At 37.8% G+C, this 18,949-nt stretch carries 21 protein-coding genes and 2 pseudogenes; 5 read left to right on the plus strand and 18 right to left on the minus strand.

The genetic code is table 11. The features are described from left to right. Positions 1-103: 103 nt before the first annotated feature. The 7 genes and pseudogenes from CSV61_RS02035 to CSV61_RS02065 all read right to left on the minus strand — a co-directional run bounded on the left by CSV61_RS02035 (position 104) and on the right by CSV61_RS02065 (position 6,428). Positions 104-304 carry a hypothetical protein gene (locus tag CSV61_RS02035; protein WP_099637902.1) on the minus strand — a complete coding sequence of 67 codons (201 nt, stop codon included), beginning with the start codon at positions 302-304 and terminating at the stop codon, positions 104-106. A gap of 15 nt (positions 305-319) precedes the next feature. Next, complete coding sequence (locus tag CSV61_RS02040; RefSeq protein ID WP_099637903.1) at positions 320-661, minus strand: SurA N-terminal domain-containing protein; 342 nt, start codon at positions 659-661, stop codon at positions 320-322. Between the two features lie 187 nt (positions 662-848). Then, positions 849-2,201: an SIR2 family protein gene (locus CSV61_RS02045; RefSeq protein ID WP_233193485.1), complete on the minus strand. Its 1,353-nt coding sequence runs from the start codon at positions 2,199-2,201 to the stop codon at positions 849-851. A gap of 111 nt (positions 2,202-2,312) precedes the next feature. Further along, positions 2,313-3,411, minus strand: a pseudogene (locus CSV61_RS02050) (IS3 family transposase). A gap of 128 nt (positions 3,412-3,539) precedes the next feature. Continuing rightward, the gene (locus CSV61_RS02055) at positions 3,540-4,055 is read right to left on the minus strand and encodes a hypothetical protein (protein ID WP_099637904.1); all 516 of its coding nucleotides are present in this window, start codon (positions 4,053-4,055) and stop codon (positions 3,540-3,542) included. Positions 4,056-4,139: 84 nt separating this feature from the next. Next, positions 4,140-5,486 (minus strand): hypothetical protein, encoded by a 1,347-nt coding sequence (locus tag CSV61_RS02060; RefSeq protein ID WP_099637905.1) that lies wholly within the window; start codon positions 5,484-5,486, stop codon positions 4,140-4,142. Between the two features lie 90 nt (positions 5,487-5,576). Then, a complete protein-coding gene (locus tag CSV61_RS02065) occupies positions 5,577-6,428 on the minus strand; it encodes a DUF4352 domain-containing protein (protein ID WP_099637906.1) in 852 nt (283 codons plus the stop codon). A gap of 454 nt (positions 6,429-6,882) precedes the next feature. On the opposite strand from CSV61_RS02065, the gene CSV61_RS16910 reads away from it, so the two are divergent. Next, on the plus strand, positions 6,883-7,056 hold the full coding sequence (locus tag CSV61_RS16910; RefSeq protein ID WP_199173567.1) for a hypothetical protein: 174 nt from the start codon (positions 6,883-6,885) through the stop codon (positions 7,054-7,056). 94 nt (positions 7,057-7,150) lie between these two features. Here CSV61_RS16910 and CSV61_RS02070 read toward each other — a convergent pair whose 3' ends face one another. From CSV61_RS02070 to CSV61_RS02095, 6 genes are all read right to left on the minus strand, one after another. After that, complete coding sequence (locus CSV61_RS02070) at positions 7,151-8,212, minus strand: threonine aldolase family protein (RefSeq protein WP_099637907.1); 1,062 nt, start codon at positions 8,210-8,212, stop codon at positions 7,151-7,153. Positions 8,213-8,416: 204 nt separating this feature from the next. Beyond that, on the minus strand, positions 8,417-8,647 hold the full coding sequence (locus CSV61_RS02075) for a hypothetical protein (protein ID WP_233193486.1): 231 nt from the start codon (positions 8,645-8,647) through the stop codon (positions 8,417-8,419). Positions 8,648-8,683: 36 nt separating this feature from the next. Continuing rightward, the gene (locus CSV61_RS02080) at positions 8,684-9,145 is read right to left on the minus strand and encodes a hypothetical protein (RefSeq protein WP_099637909.1); all 462 of its coding nucleotides are present in this window, start codon (positions 9,143-9,145) and stop codon (positions 8,684-8,686) included. Beyond that, entirely contained in the window at positions 9,132-10,418 is a 1,287-nt protein-coding gene (locus CSV61_RS02085) for a replicative DNA helicase (RefSeq protein WP_099637910.1), read from the minus strand. The genes CSV61_RS02080 and CSV61_RS02085 overlap by 14 nt, the downstream gene beginning before the upstream one ends. Beyond that, positions 10,418-11,254 carry a conserved phage C-terminal domain-containing protein gene (locus CSV61_RS02090; protein WP_099637911.1) on the minus strand — a complete coding sequence of 279 codons (837 nt, stop codon included), beginning with the start codon at positions 11,252-11,254 and terminating at the stop codon, positions 10,418-10,420. Before CSV61_RS02090 ends, CSV61_RS02085 begins: the two co-directional genes overlap by 1 nt. A 170-nt stretch (positions 11,255-11,424) precedes the next feature. Continuing rightward, the gene (locus CSV61_RS02095) at positions 11,425-11,730 is read right to left on the minus strand and encodes a hypothetical protein (protein ID WP_099637912.1); all 306 of its coding nucleotides are present in this window, start codon (positions 11,728-11,730) and stop codon (positions 11,425-11,427) included. Between the two features lie 335 nt (positions 11,731-12,065). On the opposite strand from CSV61_RS02095, the gene CSV61_RS02100 reads away from it, so the two are divergent. After that, on the plus strand, positions 12,066-12,494 hold the full coding sequence (locus CSV61_RS02100) for a HEAT repeat domain-containing protein (RefSeq protein ID WP_099637913.1): 429 nt from the start codon (positions 12,066-12,068) through the stop codon (positions 12,492-12,494). A 64-nt stretch (positions 12,495-12,558) separates the two neighbouring features. Here the strand turns inward: CSV61_RS02100 and CSV61_RS02105 are convergent, their stop codons facing one another. After that, positions 12,559-13,278, minus strand: a complete 720-nt coding sequence (locus CSV61_RS02105; protein WP_099637914.1) for an endonuclease V — start codon at positions 13,276-13,278, stop codon at positions 12,559-12,561. Positions 13,279-13,390: 112 nt separating this feature from the next. Next, the gene (locus tag CSV61_RS02110; RefSeq protein ID WP_099637915.1) at positions 13,391-13,999 is read right to left on the minus strand and encodes a CPBP family intramembrane glutamic endopeptidase; all 609 of its coding nucleotides are present in this window, start codon (positions 13,997-13,999) and stop codon (positions 13,391-13,393) included. A gap of 321 nt (positions 14,000-14,320) precedes the next feature. Here CSV61_RS02110 and gloB point away from each other — a divergent pair, with 321 nt between their 5' ends. The 3 genes from gloB to CSV61_RS02125 all read left to right on the plus strand — a co-directional run bounded on the left by gloB (position 14,321) and on the right by CSV61_RS02125 (position 17,156). Then, positions 14,321-15,022, plus strand: a complete 702-nt coding sequence (gene gloB, locus CSV61_RS02115) for a hydroxyacylglutathione hydrolase (protein WP_099637916.1) — start codon at positions 14,321-14,323, stop codon at positions 15,020-15,022. Between the two features lie 236 nt (positions 15,023-15,258). Then, positions 15,259-15,639, plus strand: a complete 381-nt coding sequence (gloA, locus tag CSV61_RS02120; RefSeq protein WP_083031553.1) for a lactoylglutathione lyase — start codon at positions 15,259-15,261, stop codon at positions 15,637-15,639. A 410-nt stretch (positions 15,640-16,049) separates the two neighbouring features. After that, positions 16,050-17,156 (plus strand): 5-methyltetrahydropteroyltriglutamate--homocysteine S-methyltransferase, encoded by a 1,107-nt coding sequence (locus tag CSV61_RS02125; protein WP_158233760.1) that lies wholly within the window; start codon positions 16,050-16,052, stop codon positions 17,154-17,156. A gap of 243 nt (positions 17,157-17,399) precedes the next feature. On the opposite strand, the gene yghU is transcribed toward CSV61_RS02125, so the two are convergent. The 3 genes and pseudogenes from yghU to CSV61_RS16690 all read right to left on the minus strand — a co-directional run. Continuing rightward, a complete protein-coding gene (gene yghU, locus CSV61_RS02130; protein WP_099637918.1) occupies positions 17,400-18,188 on the minus strand; it encodes a glutathione-dependent disulfide-bond oxidoreductase in 789 nt (262 codons plus the stop codon). 112 nt (positions 18,189-18,300) lie between these two features. Next, positions 18,301-18,717, minus strand: coding sequence for a DUF5412 domain-containing protein (locus CSV61_RS02135; protein WP_158233761.1), 417 nt, complete (start codon positions 18,715-18,717; stop codon positions 18,301-18,303). 32 nt (positions 18,718-18,749) lie between these two features. Continuing rightward, positions 18,750-18,949: pseudogene (locus tag CSV61_RS16690) on the minus strand (hypothetical protein); the annotation flags it as partial.

An 18,949-nucleotide genomic window follows, 5' to 3' on the forward strand; every position in this document is an offset into this window, starting at 1 on the left:
CTTCAGGACTTATAGGGATTCCACTGGTGCTTGATCACGGTATTTGTGCACGAAAATATGAATTTCTGCTGATTGAAAGTACAAAGTAAATATTGGGTATATCTTATTTGCCGTTTTCCTGAATCCGTATATCGATTTCTTCTTCATGATCTTTTACCAATTGCTGAAGAGAATGGTTGATCATCTCGTCGTCGTTTTCATCTGGATCTACGTCTCCGCTAATTACTTGAATATACGCATCCAGCGATGCATCGAGCTTACTTCTGATATCCGCATACTGTTCGGCATATTCACTTGCTGACATATCAAGCTTTTCGGCTTATGAATCAATGAAATCAGGCATGTCTGAATCTTCATCGCTATCCATAATCGATTGCAGCATTTCTTTATGAATCTTTTGCTCCTCGTAAATATCCAAGCTCAGCTTTTCCGCTTCCTGTTCAATCAGTTTCAGTTTCACCATACCGTCCAGATTGGCCAGCGCTTTGTCATCAGGATACAGAAATCGAAGGTCTCCGATTGTGATCTCTTCACCTCGTACCACTGCAGCTGTGTCGTCCGATGAATAGTCGCTTACAGTAAGTGACTTCGTTTGCTGACAGCCTAGCAGAACGAGTGAGATTAGTATGGTAGTCCAAAAAATTATAGTGAATTTCTTCAACGTAATTCACTCCTTTTGAGTGAAAAGATAATTTGTCGCGACACTGTTCTGAATTATGTTGGGAACTGGTACTTCGAATCATATAGAGATACTAAGAATTATTTATAGCCCTAAGCAAGCAAAATATAATTTCACTTGCTTAGAGCTTATGCTTTTCTATTCTAAAAATCAAAGTAACAATGTATTTTTAAAGGTTCAGAGTGTAGGTCTCTCTATTTTTTACTGATTGAAGCAAGTCAATGGTATGTTGAGAGTACTTATGAATTTTTGAACTTCCTGTAGGAATTGCAACATGATAATTATTATCGGATTTCTTTATGTTGATTCCTTTTTCTTTCTGAATTTGAAAAATCAAATTATCAGCTCCATGCCATCCGTTAAACCCCAAAGCCTTCCCAATTTCAGTTAAAGTTAAAGGGAATTGAATATTTATTTCACTTGGGTTATTTAAAAATGAAACTCCATATAAATTAGGAAGTGATTCATCATCTTTAACAGCTTGTCGAATCATTTCAAAATTCACTTCTACACTTCGTCTTGGAATATCACTTCTTACTAATTTATAAGTTCTCGCTAATAGTGCTCTTAATAATTTAGGATGAACGTTATCAACAGCTTTGTTAGCTGAAAACGCTTCAAATATCCAAGAAAACGAGTATGCTTCGATAAATTTCACTCGTATCTCTTTCTTATTAATTACGAATATTTTTTCCTTTGGAGGTTGTGCTTCATTATTTAAATTTTTATTAAAAGAGAGAAAATAGATATTAGGAATTAGTTCACCATTGATTGAAATTATTTCATCGATATCTGAAAGAATCGATTGTATATTTTTATCATTTCCACTATAACCGATGAATAACAGAGGATGTTCTGCAAAGAATGTTAAAAGCTTAGCACTTAGATACTTTTTCTTTTCTATAAAGATTTTATAATCTTCTTTATTGAATACCAATTCTTTAGGCACACTAATACAGCCATGTATTTTAAAGATTTCTCCTATCGACATAGTATCTGGTCTTAAAATTTGTTGACCAACTATAGGTTGATAGTCTGGTAATATGTTTTCAATAAAAACATCATAATTTGTAGTTATAGCAGCATGCGGTTGAATGCTTTTTAACAATTCTAGTTCTTCTCTAAGTTCTCTATCCTCTATTTCTTCTAATGTAGCCGGAGTTATGTCTTGGAATATCTTACTGATTTCAAATTTTATATATGCATCTCTTGGAACATTTGCTTCAAATAATTCGTCTGGAAAATTGTCCTTGTTTCTCCAAGCCCATTTTCTATAACTTTCTGTATAAATAGTTCCTATTTCCTCAAGTGTAATGCCATCTTGTATATAGTAACCAACATCATTTTCTATTTCAGGACATCTTTCTTTTAATAATTCTAAAAGCTCTATCCAATTGGGACCATTAAAATATCGCTTAGATAAACCTGAACCTATAAACAAAATTGGTTGTGTCCCCATTTCATCCAAAGTGTTTTTTATATCTTCCACCATTTCTTCTTGATAGCGTTCATAACTATTCAAATTCAACCCACCTAAGTAATAATAATTTTATGTATTTTCAGTCACAAACTTTACCTATTGGACTACAGTCCCTACTGCTAACTGTATTGTCAACACTAAATCGGACAGATTTTATAAGGTCTTTAATCGATACTCAATCGGTGTTTGATAATCCATGGTTCCGTGAATCCGAACTCGATTGAACCAATTCACATAGTCCTGTAGCTCGCGCTCTAGCTGATTAATAGAGGTAAAGGTCGTTTGCTTAATAAACTCTGTTTTGACTACATTGAACATCGCTTCTGCGACGGCATTATCGTACGGACATCCTTTCATGCTAAGTGACCGTCTAATGCCAAAATTTTCTAATGCTTCGTCAAGAAGTTGATTTTTAAATTCACTACCACGATCTGTATGGAAAAGTTGAATGCGATCCAAGCTGCGTTCAATGCTGGATAAGGCTTGGTAGACAAGCTTAGCGGTCTTTTTTGGACCCGCGCTGTAGCCAATGATTTCCCTATTAAAAAGATCGACAAATAAGCATACGTAATTCCATTTTCCATCCACCCTAACATAGGTTAAATCACTGACAACTACAGCTAGTTCTCCTTGACCGTTGAAGTTTCTTGCCAGAATGTTTTTCACAGGTTCTTCATTCACTTTTGATTTAAATGGCTTGTATTGAGCCACCGTGTAGTTTGAAACGAGACCCGACTGCTTCATGACACGTCCAATACGCCGTCTAGAAACCGTTCGGTTGATTTTCGCTAATTCTATTTTGATTTTCCGAGTTCCGTAATTATTACGACTATGCTTGAAGATTTTCTTGATTTCTATTTGAAGTGTGTCGTCCTTCAGTTGCTTAACAGGATTGTAATAGAACGTACTTCTAGCGATTCCTAGGACGTCGCACATTGCTGATACCGAGTATTTATGACGGTTATTCTCTAACTCCCATAATCAGCGCGGCTTGCTTTAAAATATCATTCTCCATTAGGAGACGTTGATTCTCTTTCCGTAATTTGAGTAATTCATTTTCTTCATCTGTTCGCTGGTCCTTCTCTTTAAACGATCCAGTCGCATTGTGCCGTCTCACCCAATTATCGAAGGATGTAGATGATAGATCGTACTCGCGAATGATGTCCTTACGCGACTTGCCATTTTCATGAAGCTGAACAATTTGGGTTTTGAATTCCGTCGTGTAGCTCCGTCTTTTTTTATTTCCAGTCATGTAGATCCGCCTCATCTCTTTGGTTGTATTCTACAAGACCCTAATTTTATTGTCCAAGTAAGTGTAGCCTATTCACTAGTACTGTAAATAAAGTTTATTGTACAGATACTTTAAATTAACACTTCACGTTACCACGACCCCATAATCTCACCAAACTCTTTAACCTCTGGTGAAATCATCTCAATTTCTGAAGCCACCATAACAGCGTCACTCATTGGAACATCGTCATTCGGTATGAACTTAGCAGTATCTACTTCAAACATACCAATCTTCCTATCAACAATTACGACATTAACTCCAACTTTATCCGCTTCTTTTAGAGCAGGCTGTTGTAGAAAATCATAAGTTTGATTAACTACATGCTGAAAAGCCATGCCTTCATTATCTGTGTTATCCATATGAACTATAATGGAAACATATTGATTGATGTCTATCGCATCTGTAACTTTTACATCAGTTGCATACTTAAATATGTCTGTACTAATTTCTTCTAGATTAGAAGTTGGCTCTTCAACTTCATTCACTTCAATTTCATCTAATACTTCTTCAGAATCAGGTGATATCTCTGGTTCATCTTTTACTTTTTCCGATCCACATGCAGCTAACATGCTTGTCATTAAAAATAACGTAAAGACTTTTTTCACATAAATACTCCTAAATTGTACTGGTAATAATATAATTTAAAATAAAGCACTTTGGTGTTACAATAATGCAATAATAGTATTTTACTATAAAATGATAAGAAACGACAATGCCGCAACTATAGTTACGAGGCTTAGTACGGTTGTTAAGCATCCAGCATTTTTCTTCGTGAGTGTAGAATCAGTTAACTTCAAATCAATATTTACTTCTCGTTGATTGCTATTATTAATTTCCTTAGGACTAACAGAATCTTTTGTAGCAATCCAATTTGGATCTTTTTTAGGATTGATAAAATCAGGAAGACTATTCAACCCTGAAAGAACTTTGTCATTAGAAAATGCTGGACAAGATAAATACGGAACTGAGTACTCAGCAATTCGTTTTCTAATTGCGTCTTTATCTATCCACCAGACTCCTTTATTGTCAAAGCGACCAAAAGACCACCACGGATTATTAAAAGCACTGATCTGAAGACGATGACATCCAAATGGATTTTCAGTGAACATGCTAGCCCCATAACAGAATTCAGGATTTCCAGAACGAATCTTGTCTCCGTAACAATAATTTAAGCCCCCGATTATCTTTCTATCCATTATTTCACCATTAATTATAACGAAAGTAGATTTCCAACTACTGACTAATTCATACAGTGATACAAAAGCTAGATATTCCTTTGAACTATTTGAAAAAATTGCTTGGTATATATTATTGTCTAACTCATCTTTACTTTCAATAAATTGAGGTGCACTTTTAGCTAACGTTAAAGCTTTTGCAAAGTTTTTTGAACTTGAATCTCCAAAACTAACTGATACATACCAATCAGGAAATTTATTCAAGTAAATAATTTCCTTTGAAGTTGTTAGGATCTCATTACTAATCTCCTTAACAGGGCTGAGTTCTTTGATATTTTCTTTGGGAATTTCTTGACCAGGCAACCAAAGTGAATATGTATTTTTATGTTTTCTTTTTATAAGAGAGGAAGAGTTAGCAAAGTACCACTTTAAGGCATCCCTATCTAAGTCAGGAAAGACTTTGTAAAGGTCACTCTGTGGGGTTCCAGGATATTTATTTAACCTATCAACTACTTTTTGGTGGGCTATTTCTAATTGTTGAATACGTAACTTAGAAGAATTAGCCTCTTCCTCGGACCATGCACCATATTCAAGACTTCGCTTAACAGCATCTGATGCTTTATCATAATCACCCTTAATAAGATAACATCGGATTAGCTGATCTCGGCAGTATATAGAGGGTGGTACTGCATCAACTTCACCAAAATCTTCTACCCACTCATCAATAAAAGCTTTTAAATTATCCATTCCTTTTTCGCAATATGAGATACATTCATCTATATTTCCGGTTCCATTCTTTTTTGGTCTAGTTTCTTCTATTTTATTATGTAACTCAAAATGTAAATCAGAAGGGTTCTTCATAAAATCTCCTCCATATTATTTTAAAAAGAGCACCTATGTGAACATTCATAAAAGCTTTATACATAGGTACACTTATTCAATAACATATATTTACTGCTGAACACTCACATCAAACGTAAACGGTTCAATAGTATTTTCATAATTATCACTAGAACCCTCTGCATAGATTTGGATTTCAGTAATATCCTCGCTCAAAGGTGGATATATCACTACACCTGATGTATTTGTACCTGGTAAAATATCACTTTGAGGCTCTGCTAGATCCGACTCATAATCACTTTCGTTTTCAAGTTGTTTCCCACCAGCGACTAGCTTGGAATTAAAGCTGTAGAAGCTGATCTTTTCAGCAGATTTATTATTAATCGTGAAATACACGCGTGTTTGTTTTTCTGACAGTTCCACTTTCTCTACTGTCATTTCAAACCCGTGTTGTTCTTTTGTTTCGTTGACTTCAATCGTCTGCAACGTAGGAGCCATGGCATCTGTATAGCCAATCACTTCTAATTCTGTTGCTTCGATCATCGGCATTGTGAGTTCTGCCCCCATCATATTTTCACCTTTAAATTCATCTCTTACTACACCTGTTATATTTAAATAATCATCGTCAGATATTGACAAAGATGCATCCGGATAGAATACAATTGTATTTTGCTCATATTTCTCTGGATTTGCATATACTTGCAAGTAAATTCCGTCATCATCTTTTTCTGGAGTATTCATCACTCTACCTATGTAGCTTACTTCGTAGTTTTTATACTTCTTAGGATTCGTATACATCTTGTCAAAATCCTCAGCTGCTAACACTTTACCTTTTTCATCAGCTTGGGTTTCTTCATCTACTTGAGCTGTGTCACTCTTTTCTTCCTTCACATCATCGGTTCCGCATCCAGCCAATAATAAAACTGCTAAAGCACTTCCTGCATAAAATCTTTTCTTAAACATTTCTAATTCCCCTTTGTATCTAGTGATTTATTAATAAGTACTAATTTCTTTTTTCAGATACTAGCGACGTACAGACGCTTTATTGCAAAATAAGTTTCAAAGGATATAAAGTTTAAATATATATGTATGAAACTTCAATAGACGTTAAAATAAACAGCTATTTACAAATTCATCGTATATTCAACTGTAGTACGTAAATATTGATTGTTTAAATTACAGCTTTCATTTAATCCATTTTATTGAACTAAACATACTTTCTTCGTACTCCATTCTACATGATTCAACAATTCTTTATAGCACATTACTCCTATTCAATATGTTTATGTCATTTTACTCTATAAAAATACATGATTTGATATAAAACTATGACATTATGCTAGTTATATTGTAAATTCATTAATATAAGATAGTATGTATTAAGTACTTTATTAGTGAAATTGAAGGAGAGGTTACAATGAAAATATTAGCAATCTTATTAATAATAATCGGTGCTATTGGTTTATTATTATCAACTATGATGTTTGGAGATATTGGTATAGCAGCAGCTGTAGGTTCAGTCGGTGCCCTTTTATCTGGAATAGGTTTTATATTAGTTGATAAAAAGCTGAAAATTTTAATAAACAACTAATCTATTAAAAATCCATTAAAAAAGTACCTGTGCGTGAAACAAACATTCATGTTTGTTTCACGCACAGGTACTTCAAAAAATCATTTCTGACACACTAATCCTTCTCCGCACTCAACTCCATCATCTTTTCATCCAACAGCTCGAATGTTCGTCTCAAAATCTCTTTCGGTATTTCTGCATATAGATCCCCTAAACTAACCTCAACAGAACAAGAATCTTCATCAATTTCAACAAGATTCCCCGTGATACCTACCCCTGTCTCTCGTTGAACTTCTATCAATACAGAAACTACCTGTTCTTTCGCCTGATGAAAATGGACGTGAAACATATTGGAAACGGGAATCTCCGGAACGGTTGAAACATCGTGGCATGAATTAAAATACCTTGCTAGTTCCTTGGCATCTTCAAAATACTGCTCTATTTTCTGTGACCGCTGCTCAAAATAGTAATCAGCTGTGATGATATAGGGATACAAGCTGATCAAATCTCCGCCATACCGCCTTTTCCATACTTTTGATTTCTCCGTAAAGTCATGATCACCCGCAAGAATTGCTCCTGCAATGCCGCCAAGCCCTTTATACATCGAAATATAGACGCTGTCGAAGAGTGCACTAACTTCTGCCGCTGTCTTTTGATAATATGGAAGGATTTCTAAAAGACGTGCTCCATCGAGATGTAGCTTAATGTCATTTTCACGACAGTAGCTAGAAATTTGTTCCAAGGTTTCAAAACTTGGTAATTGGCCGCCAATCTCACGCTGAGGTAATTCTAGCAATAAACAGGCAATCCCTTTGTCCATTTTCAGCACATCATCTAACTCGATGACACGGTTTTTATCAGCGAGCAAAACTGTTTGGATTTGATGCAATTCTTTCAGTCCGTCTTCTTCATTGATTTCCAAATGGCTGAGTGGATGGTAGGCAACCGTTTTTGTACCTTGTTCATCACACCAAATGCGCAATGCAATTTGCTGTGCCATCGTTCCGCTTGGAAAAAAGACTGCAGATTCCTTACCTAGTAACGTCGCTATCTTTTCTTGAAAGTCCTCAATTACTGTCCCCTTTCCATATATATCACTCTTCATATCCCCATCTATATTTTGAAAGGCTTCCTGTAAAACGGAAGCCTCTCGTTTGCCATGACCGACCAGTTGCATTTCAGTTTAAAGATAGGATTCTTTAACGTATTGATTTGATTCATATAATCGCCTCCTATTTTTAGAAATTTATTTCTATGATGGACTGTTTAAAAGCTCCTCTTATGCTTTTTATCCTCGAAATGGTATGTATTCTATTGTAACTATATCAGAATCATCGGTACATTCCTTTTTTAAAATAAGCAACACTTCTAATTGCCCTATTTATTCCACCTCAACATTCCGGGCCACAACTTTCCCCCCACTATACAACCCACCAGCAGACAACCCCATCACCAATCCACTCAAAACCCCACTAACCCAATCCCCAGGATACACATACACCACCCCGCCACCCACACCAAGCAACACCGACACAACCGGCCACCACTTCTTCGGCAGACCATACCCCTTCAATGCATCCACCAATCCAACAATTACCGGGATCAACACCATATCCGTAATCTCCATAGCGCTCTCTCCTCTCTCAATTCACTCATGATGAATCAAACGCTTCCCTGCCTCTACATGTCCCACATACACCGGAAACTGCATAACCTTTTTCCTGTACTCATATAAACTCTCTTCCTCCCCCGTCTCCGCAAACGCCAGTACGTACGACATCAGTCGATCTGCATGCGTTACCTTTACACCCGTCTCATGGAACTTTTCGCTATGTAGTCGATACGCATCCGCTTCTCTTTTGCCAAAATAAAACGCATACCAGTTAGGTTGCTTGCTTTCTACCACAAAGAGTTTAATTTCGCCAATCCGCAATGTGTTGTCTTTCATCCATTGCTGGATCGCTTCTTGGTCGAACTCAATCTCTTTCAGTTTCTCGCTGTCTTCGTCCTTGCGAATTTTCCCGTTCGTAATCGCCCAGAAGATGCTGTGAGCGGTTAGGGACATGTCGGTGTCTACTGCGTAATCGAATAGTTCTTCAACTGTGATCATAGGTACACTCTCCTCTGTTTGAGTCATGAAGTTTTCCAAGTCGGCCAGTGTCTTTGTCGTAGTAGACGGTGAAGCCACCGACTGGACCGTTGCGGTGTTTGGCGACGGTGATTTCGAGATGGTTCGTTAATTCGGAATCGCGGTCGTAGTAGTCGTCGCGATAGAGGAAGCACACGACGTCAGCGTCTTGTTCGATGTTGCCGGAGTCACGCAGGTCGCTCATCATCGGTTGTTTGTCTTGCCGTTGTTCGACGGCTCTCGATAGCTGGGACAGGACGACGACGGGGCAGTTGAATTCTTTCGCCATCGCTTTTAGATCTGCGCTAATTTGGCCGATTGCTTGGTTTTGGTTCAGCGTGCCTTCTTCCGGCCGGATGATCTGCAAGTAGTCAACGAAAATGATCGGCCGCTTGTCGGATTGAGCTTTGATGACTTTGCGAGCTGCCGCTTTCATCTGGCTCACTTTAATACCGCTTCTGTCGTCAATGCGGATCGTCGCACTTTGTAACAGTTCGAGTGACGTCATCCAGCTGTTCTTCTGCGGTTCCGGGAAGTATTTATACGGATTGCGCATCTTCAATCGGCTATATCCCCCAGTTGACGCGATGAGTCGGTCGGACAAAGTTTTATGGCTCATTTCGAGCGAGAAGACGATCGGTAAATGACCTTCCAAGCCGGCAGTCAGCGCGAAATGGTTGAGTGTGTCTGTCTTACCCATCGATGGACGTGCTGCGATGACGATGAATTCGCTGTCTTGGAAGCCGTTCAGCAAATAGTCCATTGACTGTAGTCCTGTGCTAATGCCCGTCATATCAGGTGCTTCGATGAATGGACGCTCGTATTGCGACACAAGATAATCGTCGAGCAAACGCAATTCATCCGAAGTGTGGTCGCTGTCGATTTCGTCGAGTGCTTTATGAATATCCGCGATGGGCCATTGTTCCATAATCGCTTGCTGTAGGATTTTCGCTGTTTCGAGCTTCTTCCACTTGTCGATGACGATGTCTAAGTATTCGTCGAAGCGTGCTGGATTCGCAAAGCGTCGTAGATCCGAGACATAATTGGCTCCGCCGAGTTCTGCCGGTTCTCGTGTCGTGAGTAGCGTGATGAAGTCGATGGAACGCCCTTGTACTGCCAAGTCTTTCATGGACAAGAAAATATTTTTGTGAAGCTGTGTCTCGAAAAATGCTATTTGAATGCCGCTATCGAGGACCAGATAATTTTCTTCCATCATCGTGCCAAGAAGGCTTTTTTCCACTAGTTCATTCGTCATCAGTGATTCCCTCCCATTCCAAAATCAAGAACCGGTGGAACGAGCATGCGTCGTTTCGGCTTCTTCGCTGCGACCAGTTCGTTCACATAGTTTTCAAAGTTTGTTGCGTTAAATAGCGTCGACGGTCGAAGGAATACGCTGAATTCAGGATCATTCAACCACTGACTGGCTTTCAAATCGATCACACGGATTAAGTCTTCCTGTGTGTAGTCGTTTTTGATTAGGCTGTTGATAAATTTGCGGGTAGCTGTGGACTCGCTTTTGAACTGTTTTCCGGTTTTGTCATTCAAGTACTGAATTACAAATTGGGTGACGTCGAGGTTCATCTCGACAATGGTCTTATTCTTTATATTTAAAGATTCTTTAAGTTCTTTGGTTATTGGCTTGCTAAATTTCGTAACCTCCTTCTGCTCTTTTTCAGAACGTGGAAGTGTCAGTTTTGGACAACTAGACTGCTTCACTTCGACAGGCGCATGTGGCAATTCTAGGCAAGCAGTCTGTTCAATTTCGAACGTACTTGCGGGCAACTTGTTGTAGTCGATTCGGTACCATTTCGTCTTGTCGATTTTCATGTAGTTGTGTTGATTGGTCGAAATGACATAACCTTTGTTTTCGAGATCGTAAATAATGCGCCGGATCGTGTGTGACGACCAGAACGGAAATTCTTTCGTCCAGTCTTCATATGTGTTAAAAATCCATTTATGGCCGTCTCGGATATTTTTCGAAATAAGTGAGCGATAATGCAGTTGTTGCAAAAATAGCGCAGCGTTTATTCCTACTTTCATCGCCAATGAAGGCAATAATGGAATTGGTTGTTCGTCAATTAATAATGTCATGTGGTGGTCCCCCTCGTACCGGTTGTAAGAGTATGCACTTTGCACTCTTCACCTTCCATATAGAGAGTTTTCCGGAAAAGGATACACCTTTTAAAAATTAATTTTATTTACGCTAAGAAAGGAGTGGAATTATGGCTCTCCAACTCCTATAGGTTATTCAGTTTTTCCTATTAACACTTAGCATAATGAATGCGGAAACACTTCGAATTCGTGCCGGTTCTGCCGTGCCTCACTTCGAGAAAGCCCATCCGAACTAAATTCAGCAAGACGCTTTCGATCATTTCCATCGACCAGAATGGGAACATTTCCTGCCATTCTATTGGCGTCTTATAGATCCACCGTCTGTCGTCGTGTTCGTTTTTCAAGCTATAGACATACTCATGGATTTCCTGCAGTGCGATGTATTCATGCCAGGCGTTCTGTTCGACCAATAGCACAGTCTTTTTCATGTATTGCGTAATAACAGGTTGTTCCATATCCCATTCCCCCCGATGTAACTTGCTCGTTTCATACGTTATATAGAGGGATTTTTGAATAGGGATACACAAAAAATAAACCGACCGCTTTTGATGGAGCGACCGGTTGAATCATGTATAGGTGTGGATTCACCATCTAATTTTAATTTACTTTGGTTTGTGCGTATCATCCTATAGCCTGGTGTTCGATACAATGTGAAATAAAGACACAAGTCGAACTCTCTTGCCGGAAATGCTGTCAGGAAGCGAATTATCGCTATTTTGACCGGGACAACGTATAATAGGAAAAGCAAATAAGATTTTATTTTTGTAATGAAAAAAAGAGGTGCACTAACTTGAAACAATTTGAAACCGAATTACCCGAGCAGTATGAAGCATTAAAAAAACAAGCCAATTATACGTCTAGCTGGCGAGATCGTCTCGAAGCAGTTGAAACTTTATCGGGCTATCAACATGAAAAAGTCATAGATTTATTAAAAAATCGTATGCAGCATGATACGGTCTACCAAGTGCAAGTAGCAGCGTTCGAAGCACTTGCAGCGTTCGGTGAAGACGTAGAAAGGCCGTCCCCTGCACGTTTTGATATTATCAAAAACACAGATAAGATTTTCTTACGCATCAAAAAGAGCTTGCCAAAGGATCATACTGTGGACGATTTTGCGGATAAATTAAAACGTATGCGTGTAGATGTCTTTGATGCATATGAAGGCGACAAAGGTGTAGAGTTTATGAAATGGTTAGAGGAACGTTGGGCGAAGCTATAATTCGTAGTTTTGCGATAAATAAAGAATAGCCATTTTCTCCGTTTTGTGGAGAGAATGGCTTTTTTCAAGATTTCTTATCCCGTAGCTGTCTTCTATTTTTCTTTGTTGCTAAGTCTGACAGCCTAACGGGTATGGGTAATCGACTTTCATTCGTTATTAATTCCATCGTGATAGTGGTTGCTGTTGGTAAGTCTATATAGTTCCCACATGAAACGAATATAGGTTTTACATCTTGATGTGTTCGTAAAACTCTGCCGTAGATGTCGTTATGTATGATAATATCTACATAAGATCCTGCCTTATTTTCAGGCATTTCAAATTCAGCATCCGCTATTTTAAAATAACTTTTGGCGATACCGATCGTAGGTTTATTCAAAAAGAAAGAAGCATATGTTGCGATTCCCATATGTCTTGGATGCAAATAGCCATTGCCATCAAACATAAATAAATCTGGCACATAGTTTAGCTTTTTGACTGCTTCCAACACTAAAGGAAGTTCCCGAAATGCCAAATAGCCTGGTATATACGGCACTGTGACAATTCCAGTGCTAGTTGCTTCTTCAACAACCGCTTTCGTAGCATAGTCTATGACGATGATGCTACAAACACCCCATTCCACTCCTGCCTCTTCCCAGTAAGCAACATCCACACCCGCAATAAATTTAATATCAGTAGCAGTTATTCTGTTTACTAAAGTAATCTTCTCTTTTAAACGGATTTGAATGGCTTGCCATTTCGTTTGGTCAATCGATAGCGAATGAACATCCTGTATATGTATTTTCATTCCTCCTATATGACTGACATACTTCATTTTATCAAGAAATCAGCTAGCTTACTTTTATCCATAATATGTCCGTTGTTATTCATATATATACTCCCGCACGTTACTAGCGTGATCATTTCTTAACGCTAATTATTTTATATTTAAATAAAGTGGTCATTCCGATATTCATGATGAAGTGAACCAAAATCGGTACTAGGAGATTGTTTGTTTTAAAATAGATCCAACCAAAAACGAGACTCGGGATGCAAATATTTAATAACATAATGGGCTTTTTAAAGTATTGGATATGTATGACCAGAAATAGTCCAGTCGTTAGTAGGATGGCAACCCATTCGTGCGTTGTAAATAGGAAAAGTACGTTTTGAATGATGCCCCTAAAGAATGTCTCTTCAAACATTGCCGCTATAAACATCAAAATGAGAATCTTTGATAGTGAATCGTCCTGATAGCTATTATTGTTGTCATCGATATAATTCGATGGAATAATAAAAGTCAAAACGACTCCGTAGACTACTAAAGCAATGGATGAAATAACTAAAATCATGATGGATTTCATTGGTTGATCAAACGAAAGGAGGTTTTGTATTGTGAGTACGTCGTAAACCAAAAGGCCAAAAATGATAGCAAAACAAACGAACGTAAATGAAGAAAATACAACGATCATGTCTTTGGTTTTAGAATCTTGCGTACTTTTTTCGTACCTGTTCTCTACTTGATCCATTCATATGACTCCCTCTCTAGATGACGTTGTTCAAGCTAAATTACTATCTAGTGGTTCTTACACCTCCTACTATACCTTCATTTTCTAGGAAGCGTTCCATTCGTTATCTTATTCATCATTTTATCTGACAAGTTTCCAATGCTGATCAGAACAAGAAAAACGATCAGAAGAATGGATTGAATTACAGACAAAAGACGTTGTCTCCTTCCTGTATATGAATAATCTCTATGTTATGATAGCAGGATAAATTAAAACTTGTCGGTGGAAGGGGAAAATTTCCAAACCGCAAAGTAAATATATAAAAAGAGGAGGAATCATAAAATGACTGTTCATCCAATCAAAGCCTTTTCCGATAATTATATATGGTGCATTCAAGAAGGAACAGAGGCAATTGTGGTGGATCCAGGAAAATCGAGTGTTGTCCTTGATTTCCTAGAAGAAAAGCAGCTTCGTTTGGCGGCCATTCTTTTAACTCATATGCATGAAGATCATACTGGCGGGGTACGGGAGATTTTAGCGAGTCATCCGGAAAGTCTTGTTTATGGACCGAAAGAAACGGAAGGCTTGGTGAATAGTGTGGTAAAGGAAGAAGACTCTTTTAACTTGCTGAACCAACCTTTCCAAGTCTACGAAACAGGTGGTCATACGCATGGCCATATCAGTTTTTTAATGGGGAATCATCTCTTCTGCGGGGATGCCTTGTTTTCAGCAGGATGCGGTCGGGTTTTTACCGGCGATTACGAAGCTCAATATGAAACTTTACAGAAATTTAAGCATCTGGATGATGATATAAATGTTTATGCTGGCCACGAGTATACCGAAACTAATTTACGTTTTGCCAACGAAATGCAGCCAGATAATAAAAAAATCTCCAAATCATTGGAAGAAGTTCAGGAATTGCGTGCTACAGGACAACCAACTCTCCCGACAACGATCGGCAGAGAGAAAGAAATTAACCTCTTTCTGCAAGCGGAAACATTGAAGGACTTTATTGAATTGCGTAACGCCCGTGATAACTTCTAGAACCATTACTGGGTTTATAATTGCCAAATGGTATATTGCGAAAATTGAATAGGCGAGATATTTATGCTTTCCTACCCTCTTTTTCCGCTTAACTTGTCATGTTTGTCAGAATTACGATACTGTTTTAAGTCAGTCCAAGCTTTTTAAATAACAAATAACTATACCCAATCGCATCAAGTGTACTTATTCCGTGTCTATGGTAAGGTAAGGTTAATACAATAACGGAGGTTGATCCAATGAACCAAGTACTTGTTGAAATTTGTTTACGTGTTAGAGATATTGATGCTACTTTAGATTTTTATACTGAACTTTTTGATTTTGAAGTAGCGAGTCGCAGAGAATTCCCTGAGAATAAATTTGATTTAATCTATCTCAATTCGCCAGGTTCTTCCGTACAAATAGAACTTACGTATAATTATGATGCAGAACCATATGTTATAGGAAATGGTTTCAGTCATTTAGGCGTAACAGTAAATGATTTAGAAGAAATGCATAAAATCTGTAAGGCATCTTCTTATGAAACAGGTGAATTGAAAGGACTTTCAGGTGAAACACCTTCTTACTTCTTTGTGACTGACCCTGACGGCTATAGAATCGAAGTAAAGCGTAAGCACTAAAACGTTCCATATATATAAATGGTTATAAAAAGCCTAATCCTCCACTCTCTACTTAAAAATAGAGAAACGAGGATTAGGCTTTGATTTTACTGTCGTGTCTTTTCTTGTTAGACCAGTGGCTGTTTCGATTCTATATTTATATAGTCATATTCTTCTTAGTTATAATTTTTTATATTGATCCACTAAATCCCAAACGTCAGATTCCTTAATCAACTAAAGAGAGGTACCACATACGAACACTTGGTTACATTCAGAATGGTTGGATTATTCTTGTAAGTACATGTTGTTAATGCTACATTAATGATGTCGTTCTCTACCTTACCTGCTAATGTCTAGTAGATTTGTAAGTGGAACGAATAAATGGAATTAATACTATAGAAAAAATTAGTATTATTAAGGGGATAATGCATATGATACAAATCGGTAAACATGATCATGTTGGAAGTTTTTTAAGAACAGATGCCATTAAAGATGCGAGAAAAGCCTACATAAATGACGAATTGACAGCAGAAGCCCTTCGGCATGTTGAAGATGTAGAAATTGAAAAATTAGTAAAGAAACAAATTGATTTAGGAATAAAAGCCATTACAGACGGGGAGTTTAGACGTTCTTGGTTTATGCATGACTTTTTCTGGGGCTTAGAAGGAGTTTCATTTGAAGCGGTTGAAAAAGGTTATGATTTTGTTGGACAAACCACTAGGGCGGAATCCTTCAAAGTAACAGATAAAATCTCATTTGGAAATCATGAAATGGTAAATGATTTAAAGTTTCTAGCTGACGTAGTTGAGAAGTATGGGGATGGATCACAATTTGCAAAGTATACGATTCCTGCTCCAACAATGTTTTTCCAACGAGTCATTTCAGAAAAGGAAAAAGAAATATATCCAAATATCGAGGTCTTAGCAGCTGACCTAATTAAAGTATACCAAGATGCTATCCAAGCTTTCTACGATGCAGGTTGTAGATATTTACAGTTTGATGAGTGTATCCTATCCGCATTAGATGACCCAAAACTAGCAAGTATTATGGAGAATTTCACAGGATTAAAATTAACAGACACAACCAATTTATTTGTAAGGGTTATTAAAGAGTCATTAAAGAATAAACCAGAAGATATGATTGTGGCGACACATATGTGTAAGGGAAACTATAAATCCGCTTATTTATATACAAGTGGTTATGAAACGGTTTCTACGTATTTTGATGAGCTTGGTTATGATGTGTATTTATTGGAATATGACGATGAACGTTCAGGCGGTTTTGAACCGTTAGCGAACATCAAAAACGAGGATACACAAGTGGTGTTAGGGGTTGTGACTTCGAAAACTCCTGAATTAGAAGATGCACATGCGATGAAAGAAAAAGTGAAAGCAGCTTCGGAATATTTCCCATTAGAACGTTTAGTCATATCACCACAATGTGGGTTCGCAAGTACAGAAGAAGGAAACAGTCTCTCAGAAGAAGAGCAATGGGGTAAAATGGAGCATATTATCAAGCTGTCGAATGAAATCTGGTAATCCGTAAGAACTTTCAATGCTACGTCAAAACACACACGCTCTTGATTTTCACGAGAAAAGCGTGTGTGTTTTGTGTAGATTTTAAATAAAATTGATCGTTGGTTCTTTTGATTACAACAACCCCGAACTGTTGATGAATAAACCACTCTTCCTATTTACGATACCGTTTTCTATAATGGGTCTATATAAGGTTTTAATTGTATTTTAAAAGAGAAAATCATCCATACATTGTTTATTAAGAAACTACTCCCCAAGCGGCTGATACTCTGCGGCAAGGCCTTTTTGAACGCCTGGTCGTTTCGCAATGCGATGAGACCATTCCAAGAGATGAGTATATTCATCCATGTTTAAAAATGCATAAGAGCCTTCATACAATTTTCCTAAAGCTAAACGTCCGTACCAAGACCATATCGCAATATCTGCAATAGTATAAGTATCACCAGCGATATAAGAACGCTGAGCTAATATTTTATCTAGCAAGTCTACTTGACGTTTCGTTTCCATAGTAAATCGATCAATTGGGTATTTCATGGGTTCTGGCGCATAAGCAAAAAAGTGACCAAACCCTCCACCAACATAAGGACCTGATCCAATTTGCCAGAATAGCCAATTAAGGGTCTCTGTCCGTCCATGAATATCTGTCGGGATCAGTTGATTAAATTTCTCAGCTAAGTACAGCAAAATCGATCCTGATTCAAAAATTTCCACACGTGGACTTTGACTTTGATCGACTAGCGCTGGGATTTTAGAATTCGGATTGATCTTGACAAAATCTGAACCAAATTGTTCGTCGGCTCCAATATTGATTTTATACAAATCATAGTCTGCACCGTCGACATCCAACTCTTTTAATTCTTCCAGCATAATCGTCACTTTAATACCGTTCGGTGTTCCGAGTGAATAAAGTTGGAACGGTGCCTCTCCGACCGGTAGTTTTTGTTCGAAACGTTCACCGGCTGTCGGACGATTACCACCTTTATTCGAATTCTCTTCTTCCCACTGCCACACGTTTGATAATTCATATTTTGTCATCTGAACATTCCTCCAACTAACTATTTAGTAACTCCATCATACTAACAGCAGAAAACTATTCCTACTATTTAATTTACCATCTAGTTAACGCGCTCAATAATATAGTAATACGTTATGGCTTTCTGAAATTAAATTGATCTGATGGCACATTCAATGAATGCCCATTAATAACCACTGTATCATTATCCTTCCAAGTAATAATTACTGTATCCTCTTTATAATTCCAATAAATATTTTTCGTCTTATTATTTCCTTGATTGAAAACCAATTCTCCGCGAATAGCATAAGGCACTGTAGCTCCTCCGTTGGCGACGTAGGCTTTTACTGTGTATTTTCCATCAGGAGATGTCTCCTCCGTCAAGTATTCTCCTGTCGGCAATCTACTCATATCATAGAACGCCCAATACACCCCATAACCAATAAATGCAGCTAACAATAAACTGACGACCAAAAGCACTTTTAACGTATTTTTTTTTATCGACTTTGCCCACCTTTTATATAAATTTCCATCAAAGTTTCCAAAGACCACCACTTTCCAGCCTTGGCAAAGAGTTAATCCATTTACCGTACAGTTGGTTTAATCAACACAGTAATCTCCTCTTTATTTTCTTCAACCAATTCCTCCAATAACTGATTCGCTTCCTCATTCATCTTTTCATCACCGAATTGATAGCCGTCTAATTCTTCTTCCAGAAAGGTGATGAGATGTGCATTTAGTTCGTTTATTCTCCTGGCGTACTCCTTTTGGTACTCTTCTGGAT

It is taken from the genome of Sporosarcina sp. P3, from assembly GCF_002743415.1.
GTDB classification, from domain to species: domain Bacteria; phylum Bacillota; class Bacilli; order Bacillales_A; family Planococcaceae; genus Sporosarcina; species Sporosarcina ureae_A.